15 protein-coding genes are annotated in these 16,643 nt (G+C 67.1%); 3 read left to right on the forward strand and 12 right to left on the reverse strand.

The annotated features are described in order from the left end of the window. Positions 1-147: 147 nt before the first annotated feature. Complete coding sequence (gene uvrA / locus Q8K49_RS04505) at positions 148-3,045, forward strand: excinuclease ABC subunit UvrA (RefSeq protein WP_305304389.1); 2,898 nt, start codon at positions 148-150, stop codon at positions 3,043-3,045. Positions 3,046-3,049: 4 nt separating this feature from the next. On the opposite strand, the gene Q8K49_RS04510 is transcribed toward uvrA, so the two are convergent. From Q8K49_RS04510 to Q8K49_RS04520, 3 genes are all read right to left on the reverse strand, one after another. After that, positions 3,050-3,988 carry a CPBP family intramembrane glutamic endopeptidase gene (locus Q8K49_RS04510; RefSeq protein WP_305304391.1) on the reverse strand — a complete coding sequence of 313 codons (939 nt, stop codon included), beginning with the start codon at positions 3,986-3,988 and terminating at the stop codon, positions 3,050-3,052. A gap of 169 nt (positions 3,989-4,157) precedes the next feature. Next, a complete protein-coding gene (locus Q8K49_RS04515; RefSeq protein WP_305304393.1) occupies positions 4,158-5,090 on the reverse strand; it encodes a hypothetical protein in 933 nt (310 codons plus the stop codon). Between the two features lie 32 nt (positions 5,091-5,122). Next, positions 5,123-6,085 (reverse strand): hypothetical protein, encoded by a 963-nt coding sequence (locus Q8K49_RS04520; protein WP_305304395.1) that lies wholly within the window; start codon positions 6,083-6,085, stop codon positions 5,123-5,125. A gap of 63 nt (positions 6,086-6,148) precedes the next feature. Here Q8K49_RS04520 and trmFO point away from each other — a divergent pair, with 63 nt between their 5' ends. Continuing rightward, entirely contained in the window at positions 6,149-7,564 is a 1,416-nt protein-coding gene (gene trmFO / locus Q8K49_RS04525; protein WP_305304397.1) for a methylenetetrahydrofolate--tRNA-(uracil(54)-C(5))-methyltransferase (FADH(2)-oxidizing) TrmFO, read from the forward strand. Next, complete coding sequence (locus tag Q8K49_RS04530) at positions 7,561-8,439, forward strand: oxygenase MpaB family protein (RefSeq protein WP_305304399.1); 879 nt, start codon at positions 7,561-7,563, stop codon at positions 8,437-8,439. The genes trmFO and Q8K49_RS04530 overlap by 4 nt, the downstream gene beginning before the upstream one ends. A gap of 3 nt (positions 8,440-8,442) precedes the next feature. On the opposite strand, the gene Q8K49_RS04535 is transcribed toward Q8K49_RS04530, so the two are convergent. The 9 genes from Q8K49_RS04535 to surE form a co-directional block, all read right to left on the reverse strand. Then, a complete protein-coding gene (locus Q8K49_RS04535; protein WP_305304400.1) occupies positions 8,443-8,955 on the reverse strand; it encodes a nuclear transport factor 2 family protein in 513 nt (170 codons plus the stop codon). Between the two features lie 76 nt (positions 8,956-9,031). Then, positions 9,032-9,682, reverse strand: a complete 651-nt coding sequence (locus Q8K49_RS04540; RefSeq protein ID WP_305304402.1) for a squalene/phytoene synthase family protein — start codon at positions 9,680-9,682, stop codon at positions 9,032-9,034. Continuing rightward, positions 9,675-10,295 (reverse strand): hypothetical protein, encoded by a 621-nt coding sequence (locus tag Q8K49_RS04545; protein WP_305304403.1) that lies wholly within the window; start codon positions 10,293-10,295, stop codon positions 9,675-9,677. The genes Q8K49_RS04540 and Q8K49_RS04545 overlap by 8 nt, the downstream gene beginning before the upstream one ends. 199 nt (positions 10,296-10,494) lie before the next feature. Beyond that, a complete protein-coding gene (gene secF / locus Q8K49_RS04550; protein WP_305304404.1) occupies positions 10,495-11,466 on the reverse strand; it encodes a protein translocase subunit SecF in 972 nt (323 codons plus the stop codon). Further along, positions 11,466-13,064 (reverse strand): protein translocase subunit SecD, encoded by a 1,599-nt coding sequence (gene secD, locus Q8K49_RS04555; RefSeq protein WP_305304405.1) that lies wholly within the window; start codon positions 13,062-13,064, stop codon positions 11,466-11,468. The genes secF and secD overlap by 1 nt, the downstream gene beginning before the upstream one ends. Positions 13,065-13,094: 30 nt before the next feature. Next, on the reverse strand, positions 13,095-13,400 hold the full coding sequence (gene yajC / locus Q8K49_RS04560) for a preprotein translocase subunit YajC (RefSeq protein WP_305304611.1): 306 nt from the start codon (positions 13,398-13,400) through the stop codon (positions 13,095-13,097). Between the two features lie 258 nt (positions 13,401-13,658). Next, the gene (locus Q8K49_RS04565; RefSeq protein WP_305304407.1) at positions 13,659-14,735 is read right to left on the reverse strand and encodes a peptidoglycan DD-metalloendopeptidase family protein; all 1,077 of its coding nucleotides are present in this window, start codon (positions 14,733-14,735) and stop codon (positions 13,659-13,661) included. Positions 14,736-14,984: 249 nt separating this feature from the next. Further along, positions 14,985-15,629, reverse strand: coding sequence for a protein-L-isoaspartate(D-aspartate) O-methyltransferase (locus Q8K49_RS04570; protein WP_305304612.1), 645 nt, complete (start codon positions 15,627-15,629; stop codon positions 14,985-14,987). 121 nt (positions 15,630-15,750) lie between these two features. Beyond that, the gene (gene surE / locus Q8K49_RS04575; protein ID WP_305304409.1) at positions 15,751-16,539 is read right to left on the reverse strand and encodes a 5'/3'-nucleotidase SurE; all 789 of its coding nucleotides are present in this window, start codon (positions 16,537-16,539) and stop codon (positions 15,751-15,753) included. Positions 16,540-16,643: the final 104 nt, after the last annotated feature.

Here is a 16,643-nt window from a genome sequence, read left to right on the forward strand (position 1 = left end):
ATTTTGCCCATCATGCCGGGATGGGTCTTTCTCATTCCCGGGCTGGTGATTCTTGCGGAGTACTTCCCGCCGCTGCGGCGGCTGGTGGATTGGGCCAAGCTGAAGTACGAGGAGCAAAAGCGCAAACACATGGCATAGCGCGTCGGCATGATCAAGCACATCACCGTGCACGGGGCGCGGATGCACAATCTGAAGAACATCAGCGTGGAGATCCCCCGCAATACGCTGACGGTCATCACCGGCCTCAGCGGCTCCGGCAAGTCCTCGCTCGCCTTCGACACCATCTACGCCGAGGGCCAGCGCCGCTATGTCGAGAGCCTGAGCGCCTACGCCCGCCAGTTCCTGGAGCTGATGGGCAAGCCCGACGTTGACCTGATCGAGGGTTTGTCACCCGCCATCTCGATCGAACAGAAGACAACGTCAAAGAATCCGCGCTCGACCGTCGGCACGGTGACCGAGATCCACGACTATATGCGCCTGCTGTGGGCGCGGGTCGGCGTGCCCTATTCGCCCGCCACCGGCCTGCCGATCGAGAGCCAGACCATCTCCATGATGGTCGACAAGCTGAACGCCCTGCCCGAGGGCGAACGGCTGCTGCTGCTGGCCCCCGTGGTGCGCGGCCGCAAGGGCGAATACCGCAAGGAGATGGCCGAGTGGCAGCGCGCCGGCTTCCAGCGCCTCAAGATCGACGGTGAATTCTACGCCATCGAGGACGCCCCGACGCTGGACAAGAAGTTCAAGCACGACATCGATATCGTCGTGGACCGGATCGTCACCAAGCCGGGGCTGGACAGCCGCTACGCCGACAGCCTGCAGACCGCCCTGGGCCTCGCCGACGGCATCGCCGTGGCCGAATGGGCCCAGGTCGCCGAGGGCGAGACCACGCCGCGCCGCCTGACCTTCTCCGAGAAATTCGCCTGCCCGGTCTCGGGCTTCACCATCTCGGAGATCGAGCCGCGGCTGTTCTCGTTCAACAATCCGTTCGGGGCCTGCCCGACCTGCGACGGCCTTGGCGTCAAGCTGGCCTTCGACGCCGATCTGGTTATCCCCGATCGCGACAGGACCCTGCACAAGGGCGCCGTGGCCCCGTGGTCCCGCGGCCCCTCGCCGCTCTACACCCAGACCCTGCAGTCGCTGAGCCGTCACTACGGCTTCTCGATGGATGTGCCGTGGCGCGAACTGCCGGAACAGGCGCAGACCGTGATCCTGCGCGGGACCGGGTCGGAAAAGATCAAATTCACCTATGACGACAATGCCCGCAAATATGAGGTCTCCAAGGCCTTCGAGGGCGTGCTGCCGAACCTCGAACGCCGCTGGCGCGAGACCGACTCCTCATGGGTGCGCGAGGAACTGGGCCGGTTCCAGTCCGAGACCCCGTGCGAAGCCTGCGGCGGCAAACGGCTGAAACCCGAGGCCCTGGCCGTGCGGATCGACGGCTCGGACATCTCCGACATCAACTTCCTGTCGATCGCCAAGGCCTATCAGTGGGTCTCGACCCTGTCCGGGCGCCTGACTGACAAACAGCTGGAGATCGGCCGCCGCATTCTCAAGGAAATCGGCGACCGGCTGCGCTTCCTCAACAATGTCGGCCTCGACTACCTCAGCCTGTCGCGCGCCTCGGGCACCCTGTCCGGCGGCGAGAGCCAGCGCATCCGTCTGGCGTCGCAGATCGGCTCGGGCCTGACCGGCGTGCTCTACGTGCTCGACGAACCGTCGATCGGCCTGCACCAGCGCGACAACTCCCGCCTGCTCGAAAGCCTGCGCGGCCTCCGCGACCTCGGCAATTCCGTCCTCGTCGTCGAGCATGACGAGGAGGCGATCCTGACCGCCGACCATGTCATCGACATGGGTCCGGCCGCCGGCATCCACGGCGGCGAGGTCTGCGCCGAGGGTACGCCGGCCGAGGTCATGGCCAATCCGAACTCCCTGACCGCCAAATACCTTACCGGCGAGCGCGAGATCGAACTGCCCGCCGACGGCCGCCGTCCCATCGATCGCAAGCGGATGCTGAGGGTCAGCGGCGCGACCGGCAACAATCTGAAAAACGTCACCGGCGAGATTCCCGGCGGCGTCTTCACCTGCATCACCGGCGTGTCCGGCGGCGGCAAGTCGACCTTCACCATCGAGACCCTCTACAAGGCCGCCGCCCGGCGCCTGCATAACGCCTCGGACGCTCCGGCCCCCTTCGACCGCATCGAGGGGCTGGAGTTGTTCGACAAGGTCATCGATATCGACCAGTCGCCCATCGGCCGCACCCCGCGCTCGAACCCGGCCACCTACACCGGCGCCTTCGGTCCGATCCGTGACTGGTACGCCGGCCTGCCCGAGTCAAAAGCCCGCGGTTACGGACCCGGCCGCTTCTCGTTCAACGTCAAGGGCGGCCGCTGCGAGGCCTGTCAGGGCGACGGCCTGATCAAGATCGAGATGCATTTCCTGCCCGACGTCTATGTCACCTGCGACGTCTGCAAGGGCAAACGCTACAACCGCGAGACCATGGAGATCGTCTTCAAGGGCAAGAGCATTTCCGACGTGCTCGACATGACCGTCGAGGAGGCCGGGTCCTTCTTCAAGGCCGTGCCCTCGATCCGCGACAAGATGCTGACCCTGAACCGCGTCGGCCTCGGCTACGTCAAGGTCGGCCAGTCCGCGACGACGCTCTCGGGCGGCGAGGCCCAGCGGGTCAAACTGTCCAAGGAGTTGTCGAAGCGGGCGACGGGCAAAACCCTCTACATCCTCGACGAGCCGACCACGGGCCTGCATTTCGAAGACATCCGCAAGCTGCTGGAGGTGCTTCAGGAACTGGTCGACAACGGCAACACCATCGTGGTGATCGAGCACAATCTCGACGTCATCAAGGTCGCCGACTGGCTGCTCGACTTCGGTCCCGAGGGCGGCGACGGCGGCGGCGAGATCGTCGCAGTCGGCACCCCCGAACAGGTCGCCGCCAACCCGGCCAGCTGGACCGGTAAATACCTCAAGGAGGTCCTCGACCGCCACGAAACCCGCCGCAAGGCGCGGGTGGCGGCGCTAAGAAGGAGCGCCTGACCGATCAGGCCGCGACCGGGGCCGCTTCCACGCCATGGTCCCGGGTCCGGCCGCGCAGCATCAGCACGACCGTGCCGGTCAGCAGCACCGCCGTGGTGACCAGACTGGCCTCCGGTCCGAACGCGCCGCCGGTCAGCCACCAGGCCGCACCCGGCGCCGCCGTCAGGTCGGTGATCAGAGGCAGGCTGTCGATCTTCATCCCGGACACCTCCAGCCCGAAGCCGAGGCCCAGCAGCCAGTTCCACGCCGCGTGCCAGCCGCATACGCCCCACAGCGAGCCCTCGCGCACGGCGTAGAGGCTGATGAACAGGCCGAACAGGACGATGTTGGCAAGGCCCACATACAGCTCGTTCGACGGCTCGATATTCCCCGCATGGGCCAAGGCGAACAGGGCCGAGTTGGCGACGACGGCGATCCAGATCCCGTGGCGCGAGGCGATCAACTGCATCAGCCAGCCCCGGAACAGCAGCTCCTCAGACGACCCCTGGATGATGAACCCCAGCATCAACACGCCGATGGGCAGCAGGGCCGCGCCGACGGCGGCGGAACCGAACGCCCCTGTCCCCTCGACCACATAGCCGCCCGCGGCCCAGATCACGCCGACCACGGCCGTCAGGAAGGCCAGACCCAGCAGGTAGCCCCGCACGAACCGCTGCGGCCCCTTCGCATTGAGGCCCAGTGTCGCCGGCCCACGCCGCTCGAACAGCCAGGCCCAGAGCAGCACCAGGACCGAACCCAGGCCGAAGGCCGCCGCCAGCTCATAGGCCAGTTGGGGCCAGCCGTCCGACCCGCCGCCGGGAGTGATGAAACCCGCTGCAATGGCCGGGAAGTACGCGCCCACCTGCCCACCGACCATAAAGATCGCGCCCAGCACGACGGCCGCGATCGTCCAGGTCCGGCGATGGATCCGCCTGCGCTCGGCGTAGAGTTCGATACCGGCCATGCGGCGCCCCTTGTGATGCTTCAGCGGACAGAGATCCACCTCCGCATGAGGCGGCGAACGCGGATGATGGATGCACCGGCCTGCAGATTTCTCGCGCTTATGTCTCGTAACGCCCAGAAATCACGACCGGGCGAAGGTCGGCTTCGGTCCCCGCCCGGTGGTTACAGACCTAGTCGGACACCGCCGCGCTCGGCGTCGAGCCCGTGATATCGCGATAGGCGACTGCGAAGGGGGCATAGACCACGCCAACCATCAGCGCATAGACGACAGCGTTGACCACGGCTGTTGCGATCATCCACGGATTGGTGGGGTCGAATGCCTCCAGCATGGCTGCGGGATCAGTCGACGCGCCCATGGCTCCCATCATGCTCACCCCCGACATCATCGACACCGGCATGGCGACGACCATCGACAGGAACCAGATCACGACTGACAGGAGGCCTGAGATGATCGCCATGCCGAACAGCGGCCAGAACCGGCCCTGGGTCATCCCGAAGGAGTCGAAGAAGGCGAAGCGCTTCTCCGCAACCACGATCGGGATCGCCAGACTCCAACGCACCGCCAGCCAGATCATCAGGCCGATGGCGGCCATGAAGCCGAGAACGACAAGCAACCACATCCAGCCCTGCCCGGTCGCAATCGCAATGGCTCCGAGGGCGAACACGCCCACCAGGGCGAGGCAATAGATGATGATCGCGGCGAGGCTGATCACGATACTGACGACCAGAACGCGGACCTCGTCCATGCCAAACTTGACATAGCCGAGGCCCTTGGCTTGTGGCGTCAGCACCCCCCGCGCAATGGCCGCGTAGATGATCGAACCGACCACAAGCGACACCGGCATCAGCCAGGCCATATGGCTCATGGCTTGGCCATAAGCCTCAAATATCGGCACTATGTCCTGAAAGCTGGCGGGCGGTGCGGATTCCATCCCTTCCAACAACTCGGTCAGGGCTGCCATGCCCCTCATGCTCTGGGCCGAGGCGAACAGACTGGCCAGACTCAGCACGAAATACAGCACCGACCAGACGACGATCGCCATCGGGTTCCGACGCACGAGGCGAAAGCCTTCGAACGCCGCATCAGTCGCGGAAAACGCCATTGAGTCGTTCCTTCTACGGGATCGTGTTTAATCTAAACGGCCGGTTCCGGCGATGCGTTGTCAACCGCAGGCAGCGGCTCCGAGCTCTCCGCGAGTTGCCGGCAAGCCGAAGCGAAGGGCGCGACCATCAGCGTCATGAACGCCCCGTACACCCACGAGAGAACCAGACCGCCAACGACCAGCCATGGCCAGTTGACCGCCATCCACGCGCTCATCCCCCCGAAGGGGTTTCCATCATGGCCCGCGCCCTCCCAGGCTGACCCGGTGGCCGCGATGCCCCCCCCGGCGGCGACGGCGACGATGATGATCACCACGACGTATATGACCACGACCATCAGATATAGCAGCAGCAGCATGCCCAGCAGCGGCCAGCCCTTGCCCGCGGCCAGCTTCCAGCCCTCGGCGAAGGCGAAGTCCCGGTAAAGCACGCTGGCGGGCGCGATCAGGCTGACCCGAGCCAGCCCCCACAGCAACGCCACAAACATGGCCAGACCCACGATCCCGCACGTCCACAGCGCCACAGCCTCGCCTTGGGCCCAGAGCCCGAAGCCTAGCGCGACACACAAGAGAACGGCGAAGATCATCACAATGTAGACGCCGATGCCGATCGCGAGCCCCGCCACGGCGACGCGCAGCTCATCCATGCCCACCCGCAGGGAGAAGAACGAGCGCTCGGTCGGGCGAAGTACGGCGCGGAAAATGGCCGTGTAGACAATCGCCAACCCCACATACTGCCCAAGATTGGCCAGTAGCGACGCCATCTGGAACTGCATCATCTGGGCGACCATGCCTTCGGAAAACGCAGAATCGCCCGCAGTCCCCGCGTCGGGGTCCGGCATGTTGGCGAAGATTTCCCCCATCGCCGGGAACATCAGACCGAGCGCGCCAAAAATGGGCGCCACCATCAGCAGGCCCCACGCGAAGACCGCCAACGGTCGCCGCCCGATCAAGCCGAACGCCTCTGCGATCGCCGTCCCGATTGAAAATCCCGCCATTCCAGCCTCCCCAAGCTCACGGCCAAGCTAGCCCCTTTCCTTCGGCCCCGCTAGAAGCCGCCCATGACGGAAACCTGCCAACCCATCCACGTCATCGGCGGCGGCCTCGCCGGCTCGGAAGCCGCCTGGCAGATCGCCTCGGCGGGCGTGCCCGTGGTCCTGCACGAGATGCGTGGCGTGCCGGGCGTGAAGACCGACGCCCATCATACCGACGGCCTGGCCGAGCTGGTCTGCTCCAACTCCTTTCGCTCCGATGACTGGGAGCACAACGCCGTCGGCCTGCTCCACACCGAGATGCGGGCCCTCGACTCGATCATCATGTCCTGCGGCGACGCCCATCAGGTCCCCGCCGGAGGCGCCCTCGCCGTCGACCGCGACGGCTTCTCGCAGGCGGTCACGGCGAAGCTGGCGGCCCACCCCCTCGTCACCATCGTCCGCGAGGAGATCGCCGGCCTGCCGCCGGAAGCCAATGGGACGAACGGATGGGACAATGTCATCGTCGCCACCGGCCCCCTGACCTCCCCGGCCCTCGCCGCCGCCATCCTCGACCTGACCGGCGAGGACGCGCTCAGCTTCTTCGACGCCATCGCTCCCATCGTCCACGCCGAGACCATCGATTTCGACATCGCCTGGCGCCAGTCGCGCTACGACAAGGAAGGCCCGGGCGGCGACGCCGCCGCCTACGTCAACTGTCCGATGGACAAGGCCCAGTACGAGGCCTTCATCGACGCCCTGCTGGACGGCCCCAAGGCTGAGTTCAAGGACTGGGAGAACGTCCCCTATTTCGACGGCTGCCTGCCCATCGAGGTCATGGCCGACCGCGGTCGCGAGACCCTGCGCCACGGCCCGATGAAGCCCGTCGGCCTGACCAATCCGCGCGACCCGCAGGTCAAGGCGTATGCCATTGTCCAGCTGCGTCAGGACAATGCGCTCGGCACCCTGTTCAACATGGTCGGCTTCCAGACCAAGTTGAAGCACGGCGCCCAGGCCGAGGTCTTCCGCATGATCCCCGGCCTGCAGGAGGCCCGGTTCGCTCGCCTCGGCGGCCTGCACCGCAACACCTTCCTGAACTCGCCCAAGCTGCTGGACCGCCAGCTGCGCCTCAAGGCCATGCCGCGCCTGCGCTTCGCCGGCCAGGTCACCGGCGTCGAGGGCTATGTCGAGAGCGCCGCCATGGGCCTGCTGACCGGTCGCCTCGCCGCCGCCGAACGGCTGGGTCGGCCGCTGGAAGCCCCGCCTGTCCACACCGCCATGGGCGCCCTGGTCGAACACATCACCGGCGGCCACCTCGACGGCCCCGGCGGCATCTCCAAATTCCAGCCGATGAACATCAACTACGGCCTGCTGCCGCCGTTGGAAGCGCCCAAGGTCGATGATGCCGGGGTCAAGATCCCGCTCAAGGAACGCGGCCGGGCCAAGAAGCGGCTGATGAGCGTCCGGGCGCTGGAGGCGCTGAAGGCGTGGCGGGACACGGCGTGATCCTCGAACCCGCAAAGGTCGCCATCCGCCGCCGGATCACAGACCTCTTCAACGACGCTTCCAGGGGCGAGCGCCCGGCCCTCCGACGCGCCGACGCCCTGTTCGCCCCCGACTCCGTCGCCTGGCGAGTGAACGGCGATATCGTCACCATGATGATCGGCGGCGTCTCGGGCCTGTTGTTGCAGATGCTGCATCCGGCGGTGCTGGCCGGGGTCTGGGACCATTCCGACTTCCGTTCGGACATGCACGGTCGGCTGCGGCGTACAGCCAAGTTCATCGCCGTCACCACCTATGACCACGCCGAAAACGGAATCGCCGCCATCGACCGGGTGCGAGGCATTCACGACCGGATCGGCGGCGTCCTGCCCGACGGAACTCCCTACCGGGTCAGCGACCCCGCCCTGCTGGCCTGGGTCCATGTCACCGAGGCGATCAGCTTCCTCAACGCCTGGATCCGCTACGCAGAACCCGAAATGCCGATCACTGATCAGGACCAATATTTCGCCGAGATGGCGGGCATCGCCGACCGGCTCGGGGCAGACCTCGTCCCCCGCGACCGCGCCTCGGCCGAGGCCCTGATCGAATCCCTGCGCCCGGCCCTGCGCGCCGAAGACCGGACCCGCGAGGTGGCGCGGCTGGTGCTCAACCAGTCGGTCGGCGCGGCGCTGACCGATGCGGCCTCGGGCGTCATCATGCGAGCGGGCGTGGATCTGCTGCCGGACTGGGCGCGAGAGATGCATGGCCTGACCACCCCGCCGGTCGCCGTCGTCCGCGCCGGCGCCCGCACCTTGGCCCGCACCCTCGGCTGGGCCTACGACGGCTCGCCGAACCATGAGGTCTGGCCCGCCGAGGTCACGGTCTGGCCGCGCGCCTGAACGTCAGTCCGGCGTCATCACATCCACCCACTGGGCGGTGTCGGTGTACTGCTGGAAATGGGTGATCTTGCCGCCCGTGACGGTGAAGACGTGGACGAACTGTGCGTCCAGCGCCTCTCCGGTGGCCCTGTTGGTCCCGGTGTAGCGTCCCAGCACCGCCACCCGGTCGCCGCTGGGCAGAAATGTCTGCGGCGTGGCTGCGAAGCCCTGGAACTCCGCGCCGACGCGCCCGAAAATCCCTTCGAACACCGCGGCGGGTCCGTTGTACGGATTGCGGTCGGCATAGGGACCGCTCTCGGCCTCGATCCAGACCAGATCGGTGGCCAGCAAGCCGCCGATCGTGGCCCCGTCGCCGGCGGCGAAGGCCCGGTACAGGCTCTCCACCACGGCCTGGTTGGCGGCGTCGCTGGCCGCATCGGACCGGACCGTCGGCGGCGTGGCGGCCGAGGCGGCCATCGGCGCGCCCACGGCGCTCGCGGCGATCAGAGCCGCCATCAGGACAGTACGCAAAGTCATAGGGTTCCGCCTTCGCCAACCAGTGATCGACGGAACCTGCACCATTTCCCGACGAGGGTCGATGGTTTTCGGGCCCTCAAATCCGGCCGCGCGCCGAGGCGATGGTGAGCTTGATCCGCTTGCTGAACTCCGGCGCGTCCGGCCGCGTCAACGCCGCCGCCGCCACGGCGGGAAAGGCCTGCACCGGCAGACCGGCGAGCGCCCGGTTGGCCGCGGCTATCAAGGCTCTCGCCTCATCCGCCCGTCCGGACTGCGCCAGCCCACGGACCCGACCGGCCTCGACAACCCTTTCGTCTAACCCCCGCCCGGCCAGCACACTTATCGCCGCCTGCATCGGCCCGACATAGAAGGCGTCCAGATCGTGTGGCTCGCCGTGCACCCGGCCGATATGGGCCTCGATCAGGGCGTCGAACGGCGCGCGCTCCAGCCCGTGCCGCGCCACCACCTCGGTCAGGGCCTCCAGCACCGGATGGCCCTTGCGCGCGATCCCGGCAAACACCCCGTCCATCTGTTCGCGCCACCAGACATAACGCATCTCGGCCAGCAGCGGCTGGGTCACCCGCGTCGGGATGGCCATCAACTCGGCCTCGAAAGCATAGAGGGCGATCAGGTCCGCGCGCAGCCGCGCGTCGGCCACGAACCGGCTGGACAGCCACCGGTCGATATCGGCGGCGCGAACCCGGGCGTCGAGGCTGGCGCCCGGAAGATCGGAAGCCGGATCAGCCAAACAGGGTCTGGTACATCGCCATCGAGGTCAGCATAGGCAGCGACAGCAACAGATTGGTGCGGCTGGCCAGCATGGCGATCCGGGCCGACCTGGCCTTCACGTCATCCTCGGCCGGAACGATGCCCAGCGCCCGCTTCTGGTTCGGCCAGATGACGCCCCACACGTTGAGGAACATGATGATCGCCAGCCAGATGCCGATCCCCATCAGGGTGAAGCCCTTCTGGTCCTCGGTCAGCCCCTGCGCCAGACCGAAGGTCATGACTTCGGCGGCATAGGCGTGGCCGCGGGTCAGCATGACCCCCAGTCCCGCCAGCACCGTCACCAGCGCCGACCAGCGGAACCAGAACAGGGCCTCGGGGGCGATATGTTTGCCGATGGCGGGCTTCAGCTCGGCCGGGATCGACGGCATGACCCGGATCTGGACGAAGTTGAAATAGTACAACAGGCCGATCCACAGGATCCCGGCTACGACGTGCACCCAGCGCAGCGCCGCTTGCCAGAAGCTCTGGTCGAAGCCGCCGGGAGCGATGCGCCCGAACGAGAGGATCATCACGCCTGCGAGCACGAGGCTGAGCAGGAAGGTAGTGCGAAAATTCGACAGCAGCTTGCCCATGGTCCGCCCCTCCCCGGGCGTGATTCGTTCAAATGAGACAATACCTCTCCCTCCCCTTCATGGGGAGGGACGATCGCGCAGCGATCCGGGTGGGGAATTGCAGCGACAAACCCGGACCGCGGAAGGTTCTCACCTCCCCACCCTGTCGTCGCTGACGCGCCGACACCCCTCCCCACTTCGGGGGAGGGAAACACGACCTCTATGGCCGGCTCGCCATGCCCAGTTTGATCGGCTTGGCCTGGTCCTTGTCGCGCTCGCCGCGCTTGACGCCCCACAGCAGGATGATCGGCGCGCCGACGTAGATCGAGGAATAGGTGCCGCAGACGATGCCGAACATCAGGGCGATCGAGAAGCCGAACAGGGCCGGTCCGCCCCAGTAGGCCAAGGCCGCCAGCACCATAACCGCCGTAAAGCCGGTGATGATTGTCCGGGTCAGGATTTCGTTGATGGTCAGGTCGATGACCTCGCGCAGAGGCATCTGCTTGTATTTGCGCAGATTTTCTCGCAGGCGGTCGAACACGACGACGGTGTCGTTCATCGAATAACCGATGACCGTCAGAATGGCGGCGACCATGTTGAGGCTGAACTCCAGCCGCATCAGCACGATCAGGCCGAACACCAGGATGACGTCGTGCAGCAGGCCCGCGACGGCCCCGAGCCCGAACTGGGGCTCGAACCGGAACCAGATGTAGGCGAACATCAGCAGGATCGCCGCCCCCAGCGCCAGTAGTCCCGAGGTGAACAGTTCTCCCGAGACCTTGGAGCCCACCACGCTGACGCCGGAATAGGCGACCTCCCCGACCGCGCCGGTGATGGCCGTCTGCACCCGCTCGACCACCTGGGCCTGGGGCTCGCCCTCGGGCACCTGGAATTTGACCATGGCGCTGGCGTCATTGTCGATGCCCTGCACATTGACGTCGCCGAGGCCCAGCCCGTCGACCGCCACGCGCACGGCCTCGAGGTCGAGGGTCTGGCCGGCGGGCTTGGTCAGCTCCATGACCGCGCCGCCGCGGAAGTCGATGCCGAGGTTCAAACCGGGCTTGAACACGCCGACCAGCGAGGCGATCACCAGCACGGCCGACAGGATCGCGGCGTATTTGGCGAACGAAACGAACTTCAGGTCCGTCTTGATCGGCAGGACTTTGATGAGAGGCCATCCACGCATCGCCATCACTCCGCGATCGGCAGTTTTTTGGGTTTGGCGATCTTCAGCCACCAGGCCAGACCCACCTGCGAAACCAGAACGGCCGACAACATAGAGGTGAAGACGCCGATGGTCAGGGTCCAGGCGAAGCCGCGCACAGGGCCCGCGCCGAAGACGAACATGATCAGCGCCGCGACCAGTGTGGTCAGGTTGGCGTCAATGATCGTGCCCATGGCCTTGTTGAAGCCCGCGTCGAGCGAGGCGATGACCGATCGTCCGGCCCGCGCCTCGTCGCGCATCCGCTCATAGATCAGCACATTGGCGTCCACGGCCACGGCGAAGGTCAGGATCAGACCGGCGATGCCCGGCAGGGTCAGCGTCGCCCCTGTAAAGGACATGGCGGCGATGATCAGCAGGCCGTTCAGCAGCAGGCCGATCACCGAAATCCCACCGAACAGGAAGCCGTAGGCCAGGAACATAAACACCACGATGATGGCGAAGCCGATCATGGTCGACAGCTTGCCCGCCGCCACGGCGTCGGCCCCGAGCTCGGCGGTCACGGTGCGGCGCTCCTCGACCTTCAGCGGGGCCGGCAGGGCGCCGCCGTTCAGCAGGTTCACCATTTCCGAGGCCTGTTCGATGGTGAAGCTGCCCTCGATGATGCCCGAGCCGCCGGTGATGGCGCCGTTGATCCGCGGGGCCGAGATCACCTTGCCATCGAGGATGATGGCGAAGGGCCGGCCGATATTGGCGGCGGTCGCCTCGCCGAACCGGCGCGCGCCGGCCCCGTCAAAGCGGAAGCCGATGGCGGTTTGGTTGTTCTGGTCCGAGGTCACCTCGGCCTTGGTCAGGTTCTCGCCCGACACCAGCACCCGGCGCTTGACCAGATAGAAGGCCTGACCGGAATCCGGCGCGCCGGGGATCAGTTCGGAATCGGGAGGGATCGCGCCGGCCATGGCCTCCTCGACGGAGTTCTCGACATCGACCAACTGGAAGGTCAGCTGCGCCGTCTGACCGATAACCCGTTCCAGCTGGGCCGGATCGCTCTCGCCCGGCGCCTGGACCACGATGCGGTCGGCGCCTTGACGGGTGATCGACGGCTCGCGCGTGCCGAGATTGTCGATCCGGCGGCGCACCACCTCGATCGACTGGGTCACGGCGTCGGCCCCCATTGAGGCAAGAGCCTGTTCCGTGAACGCATAGCGGATGCGGTCCGCGCCCTGCCGCTGCACCGACCGGTCCACGACGCCGCTGGTGCTGGCGCCGATCAGGGCGCGCATCGACTGCATCGCCAGTTCCATCTGCGACGGATCGGCAAGCGTCACGACCACGCCGGACGGATCGCGGGCGATGCTCAGCACCCCGACGCGAGCCTCGGCCAGCACCGTGCGGGCGTCCTCGCCCAGGTTGCCCAGCCGCTTCTCGCGCATGGCCGGAACATCGACTTCCAGCAGCAGATAGGACCCGCCCTGCAGGTCGAGCCCGAGGTTCAGGCCGCTCCTGGGCAGCCAGCCGGGCAGCGCCGCGCGCTGATCGGCGGTCAGCAGGTTCGGATAGCTGAACAGCAGGCCGAACAGCAGCGACAGGACAAGAAGGACGACCTTCCAGCGCGACAGATGGATCATGCGGGCGTCCCCGACCTTTTCAGAACGGCGTCAGGACTTGGCGATGGTCTTGGTGTCGTTGGCGGCCACCGCGGTGCGGTCACGCACCTGGGTGATCATCTGCTTGACCACCGCGACGTTCACGCCCTGGGCGATCTCGACCATGGCCTGGTCAGTCTCGACGCGGGTGACCTTGCCGATCATGCCGCTCGACAGAACCACGGTGTCGCCGCGCTTCAGGCCGGCGACCAGCGCCTGATGGGCCTTCATCTGCTTCTGCTGCGGACGGATCAGCATGAAGTAGAACAGGATGATCACGGGGACGAAGAAGATCAGGGTGCCGAAAGGCCCCGCCATAAGTTCCGTCACGATAGTCTCCGCAGCCGTCTGGGACCGCGGCAGGCGGCCCTTGAAAATGAGGCGCGGAAACTAGGGTGCGCAGCGTCACATTGCAACGAGACAAGACGGAATCTCCCTCCCCTTCATGGGGAGGGTGGTCGCGAAGCGACCGGGTGGGGAATTGGAGCGACAAACGCGGACCGCGGCAGGTTCGCACTTCCCCACCCGGGCTGCGCTTCGCTCCGCCGTCCCTCCCCACTTCGGGGGAGGGACACGTCAGCGCGGCAACACGGTCAGGGGATCGACGGCCACCGGCTGGTCGCCGCGCATCCGCCAGGTCTCGAAATGGATCGAGGGCCGTCCGTCGCCCGCGGTATTTCCCACCGTGCCGATCTGCTGGCCGGCGCGGATGTCGTCGCCGTCCCGCACCACGGCCGTGCCCAGATGGCCATAGACCGAGCGCCAGCCGTCGCGGTGGACGATCAGCACCGTCAGCCCCTGCCCCGCCAGATCGTCGCCGACATAGCCGACCCGCCCGGCCGCCGCGGCGCGGACGTCCGACCCGGCCGCCGCGCCGATGTTGACGCCGTTGTTGCGTTCGCCCAGCCCGACCGGCCCGAACCGGCGCAGGATGTCGCCACGCACCGGCCAGTCGAGTCCGGCCGAGGTGGCGACCGGCGCCGCGGTGTCCACGGGTCCGCGCGGCGGCGGCGGGCTGGCGACATTGCCTGAGGGCGGCGGGGGCGGCGGCGGAGGGGGCGTCCCCTCTTCGGGCACATACACCCCGCTCGGCGACGGCCCGGTGGCGTAGGGATCGCCGCCGATGTCGACCGCGCTCGACGGCAGGATGATCCTCTGGCCCGGAGTGATCGCCGCGCGGGGGCCGAGGGCGTTGAGGTCGATCAACGTCTGCACCGGCGTCTGGAAACGCCGGCCGATGCCCGAGATCGTATCCCCAGGCTGAATCTGATAGGCGGCGCCCGCCGCGATGGCTCCACCCGAACGTGCGGGCGGCGGCGGGGCCTCGAATCCGTCAGAGGCCGGACCGGCCGCCGGCGTTTCAGCGGGCGCATAGCGGGGGCCGGTGTTCATCGGCGAACCGAGAGCCCCGCCCTCGATCTCGGCCACGGGGGCGGTGATGGGCGGCGGCGCCTCACGGGCGGGATCGGTCGGACCGCGCACGCCTTCGCCGCTGGGGATCGGCGCGGTTGGATAAGCCGGCGCCCGCGACGGCGGCGGTGCGTCGCCGGCGTAGATCCCGTAGCGCGGCTCGGTCGGATAGCTGGCGCAGGCCGTCAGGGTGGCCGCTCCGGCCAGCACCATCAGAGCCCTGATCGCGAATCGAATCGTCATGCCGTCTCCCGCCGCTCGGTCGCCGCCCCAAACGCCTCGCCTGTGTGCCCCGACCGTCGCCCCAAGCCAACCCGTCAAAGGGCGCCAAAGTTGGGCGCGAAGGTTAACGGGGTGTGGGGGATGGGGTGTGGGGTATGGGGTGTGGGGTTTGGAGGTGGAAACGATGCGGAAGCAGAACACCCACGTCCCCGCTCTCACAGCTTCGTATTACACCCCACACCCCATCCCCCACACCCCATACCCCAGCCCTCACCCCTCCTTCGCCATCCCCTCGACCAGCGGCACGAACCGCACCTCGGCCAGGCTTTCGCGCTGGAAGCTGCCGTCAGGCTGGCCGACGTAGCGGTGCAGCCGCTGCACCGACGAGCGCCCCACCGGACACACCAGAATGCCGCCCGGCTTCAGTTGGTGCAGCAGTTCGGTCGGCTCTCCGGGCGAGGCCGCCGTGACCATGATCCGGTCGAACGGCGCCTGCTCGGGCCAGCCCAGGCCGCCGTCGCCGTGGCGGGTGATGACATTGTCGATCTTCAATTCCTTCAACCGGTTCTCGGCCTCGTTCAGCAGGCTGCGGTAGCGTTCGATCGAATAGACATAGCGCGCCAGCCGGCTCAGCACCGCGGCCTGGTAGCCGCTGCCGGTGCCGATCTCCAGCACCCGTTGGCGCGGCTGCACGTCCAGCGCCTGGGTCATCAGGCCGACGATATAGGGCTGCGAAATCGTCTGGGCGCAGTCGATCGGCAGGGCCTGATCCTCCCACGCCTGATCGAGGAATTTCTCGTGCACGAACAACGCCCGGTCGATCGACTCCATCGCCGCCAGCACGCGGGCGTCCATCACCCCCTGCTGGCGGAGGCCAAGGATCAGACGCCCGGCGCGGTCGTCGTTCAAACTCATCATTCCTCCCCCATCGGGGGAGGGGGACCATCCGAAGGATGGTGGAGGGGTTTTGAAACGTACGCGGAGCAAACGCCCCTCCACCGCTTCGCGGTCCCCCTCCCCCTTTGGGGGAGGATTTTCATCTCACCATCCCCTTCGGCGGCGCCCCGCCCAGCACGCCCTTCAGATCGTGGATGCTGGGCGCATGGGTCAGGTCGATGTGCAGCGGCGTGACCGAAATCTTCCCCTCGTCCATGGCCCGCAGGTCGGTGCCCGGCGCATGGTCCTGTTTCGAGCCGCGGAAGCTCATCCAGTAATAGTCCCGCCCCCTCAGGTCGGTGCGTTTGACGGCATGCATCTCGCCGATGTCGCGGAAGCCCTGCCGCGTCACCTCGACCTCGGTCACGTCCTCCGGCGCGCGGTTGGGAAAGTTCAGGTTCATCACCACCCCATCCTGCCACGGCTGGGCCAGGAGGCGCGAGATGATGGCCGGGGCATAGGCCTCCGCTGTCTCCCAATGCGCCCGCACCTCGTCGTGAAACCGCTCCAGCGACTGGCTGAGGGCGATGGAGCGGATGCCGAAGGCCATCCCTTGCAACGCCCCCGCCACCGTCCCTGAATAGGAGCAGTCCTCACCGACATTATGCCCGCGATTGACGCCCGAGAGCACCAGATCAGGCCGTTCGGGCATCAGATCGTTGACCGCCAGCACGACGCAGTCTGTCGGCGTCCCGGTCACGGCGAACCGCTTCTCCGAAACCTGATTGACCCGCAGCGGCTCGGTCAGGGTGATGCCCCGCCCCTTGCCCGACTGTTCGGTCTGCGGCGCCACCACCCAGATGTCATCCGACAGCACCCGCGCGATCCGCTCCAGACACTCCAGTCCCTCGGCCTCGATGCCGTCGTCGTTGGTGAGGAGGATGCGCATCAACGCTCCTTCCCCCCTCGCGGGGGAAGGTGGCTCGCGGAGCGGGACGGATGGGGGGGCTGCCGGCCCGGGACGCCCACAGCCGAAAAAGAGCGAATGGAGCC

It is taken from the genome of Brevundimonas sp., assembly GCF_030682035.1.
GTDB lineage: Bacteria > Pseudomonadota > Alphaproteobacteria > Caulobacterales > Caulobacteraceae > Brevundimonas.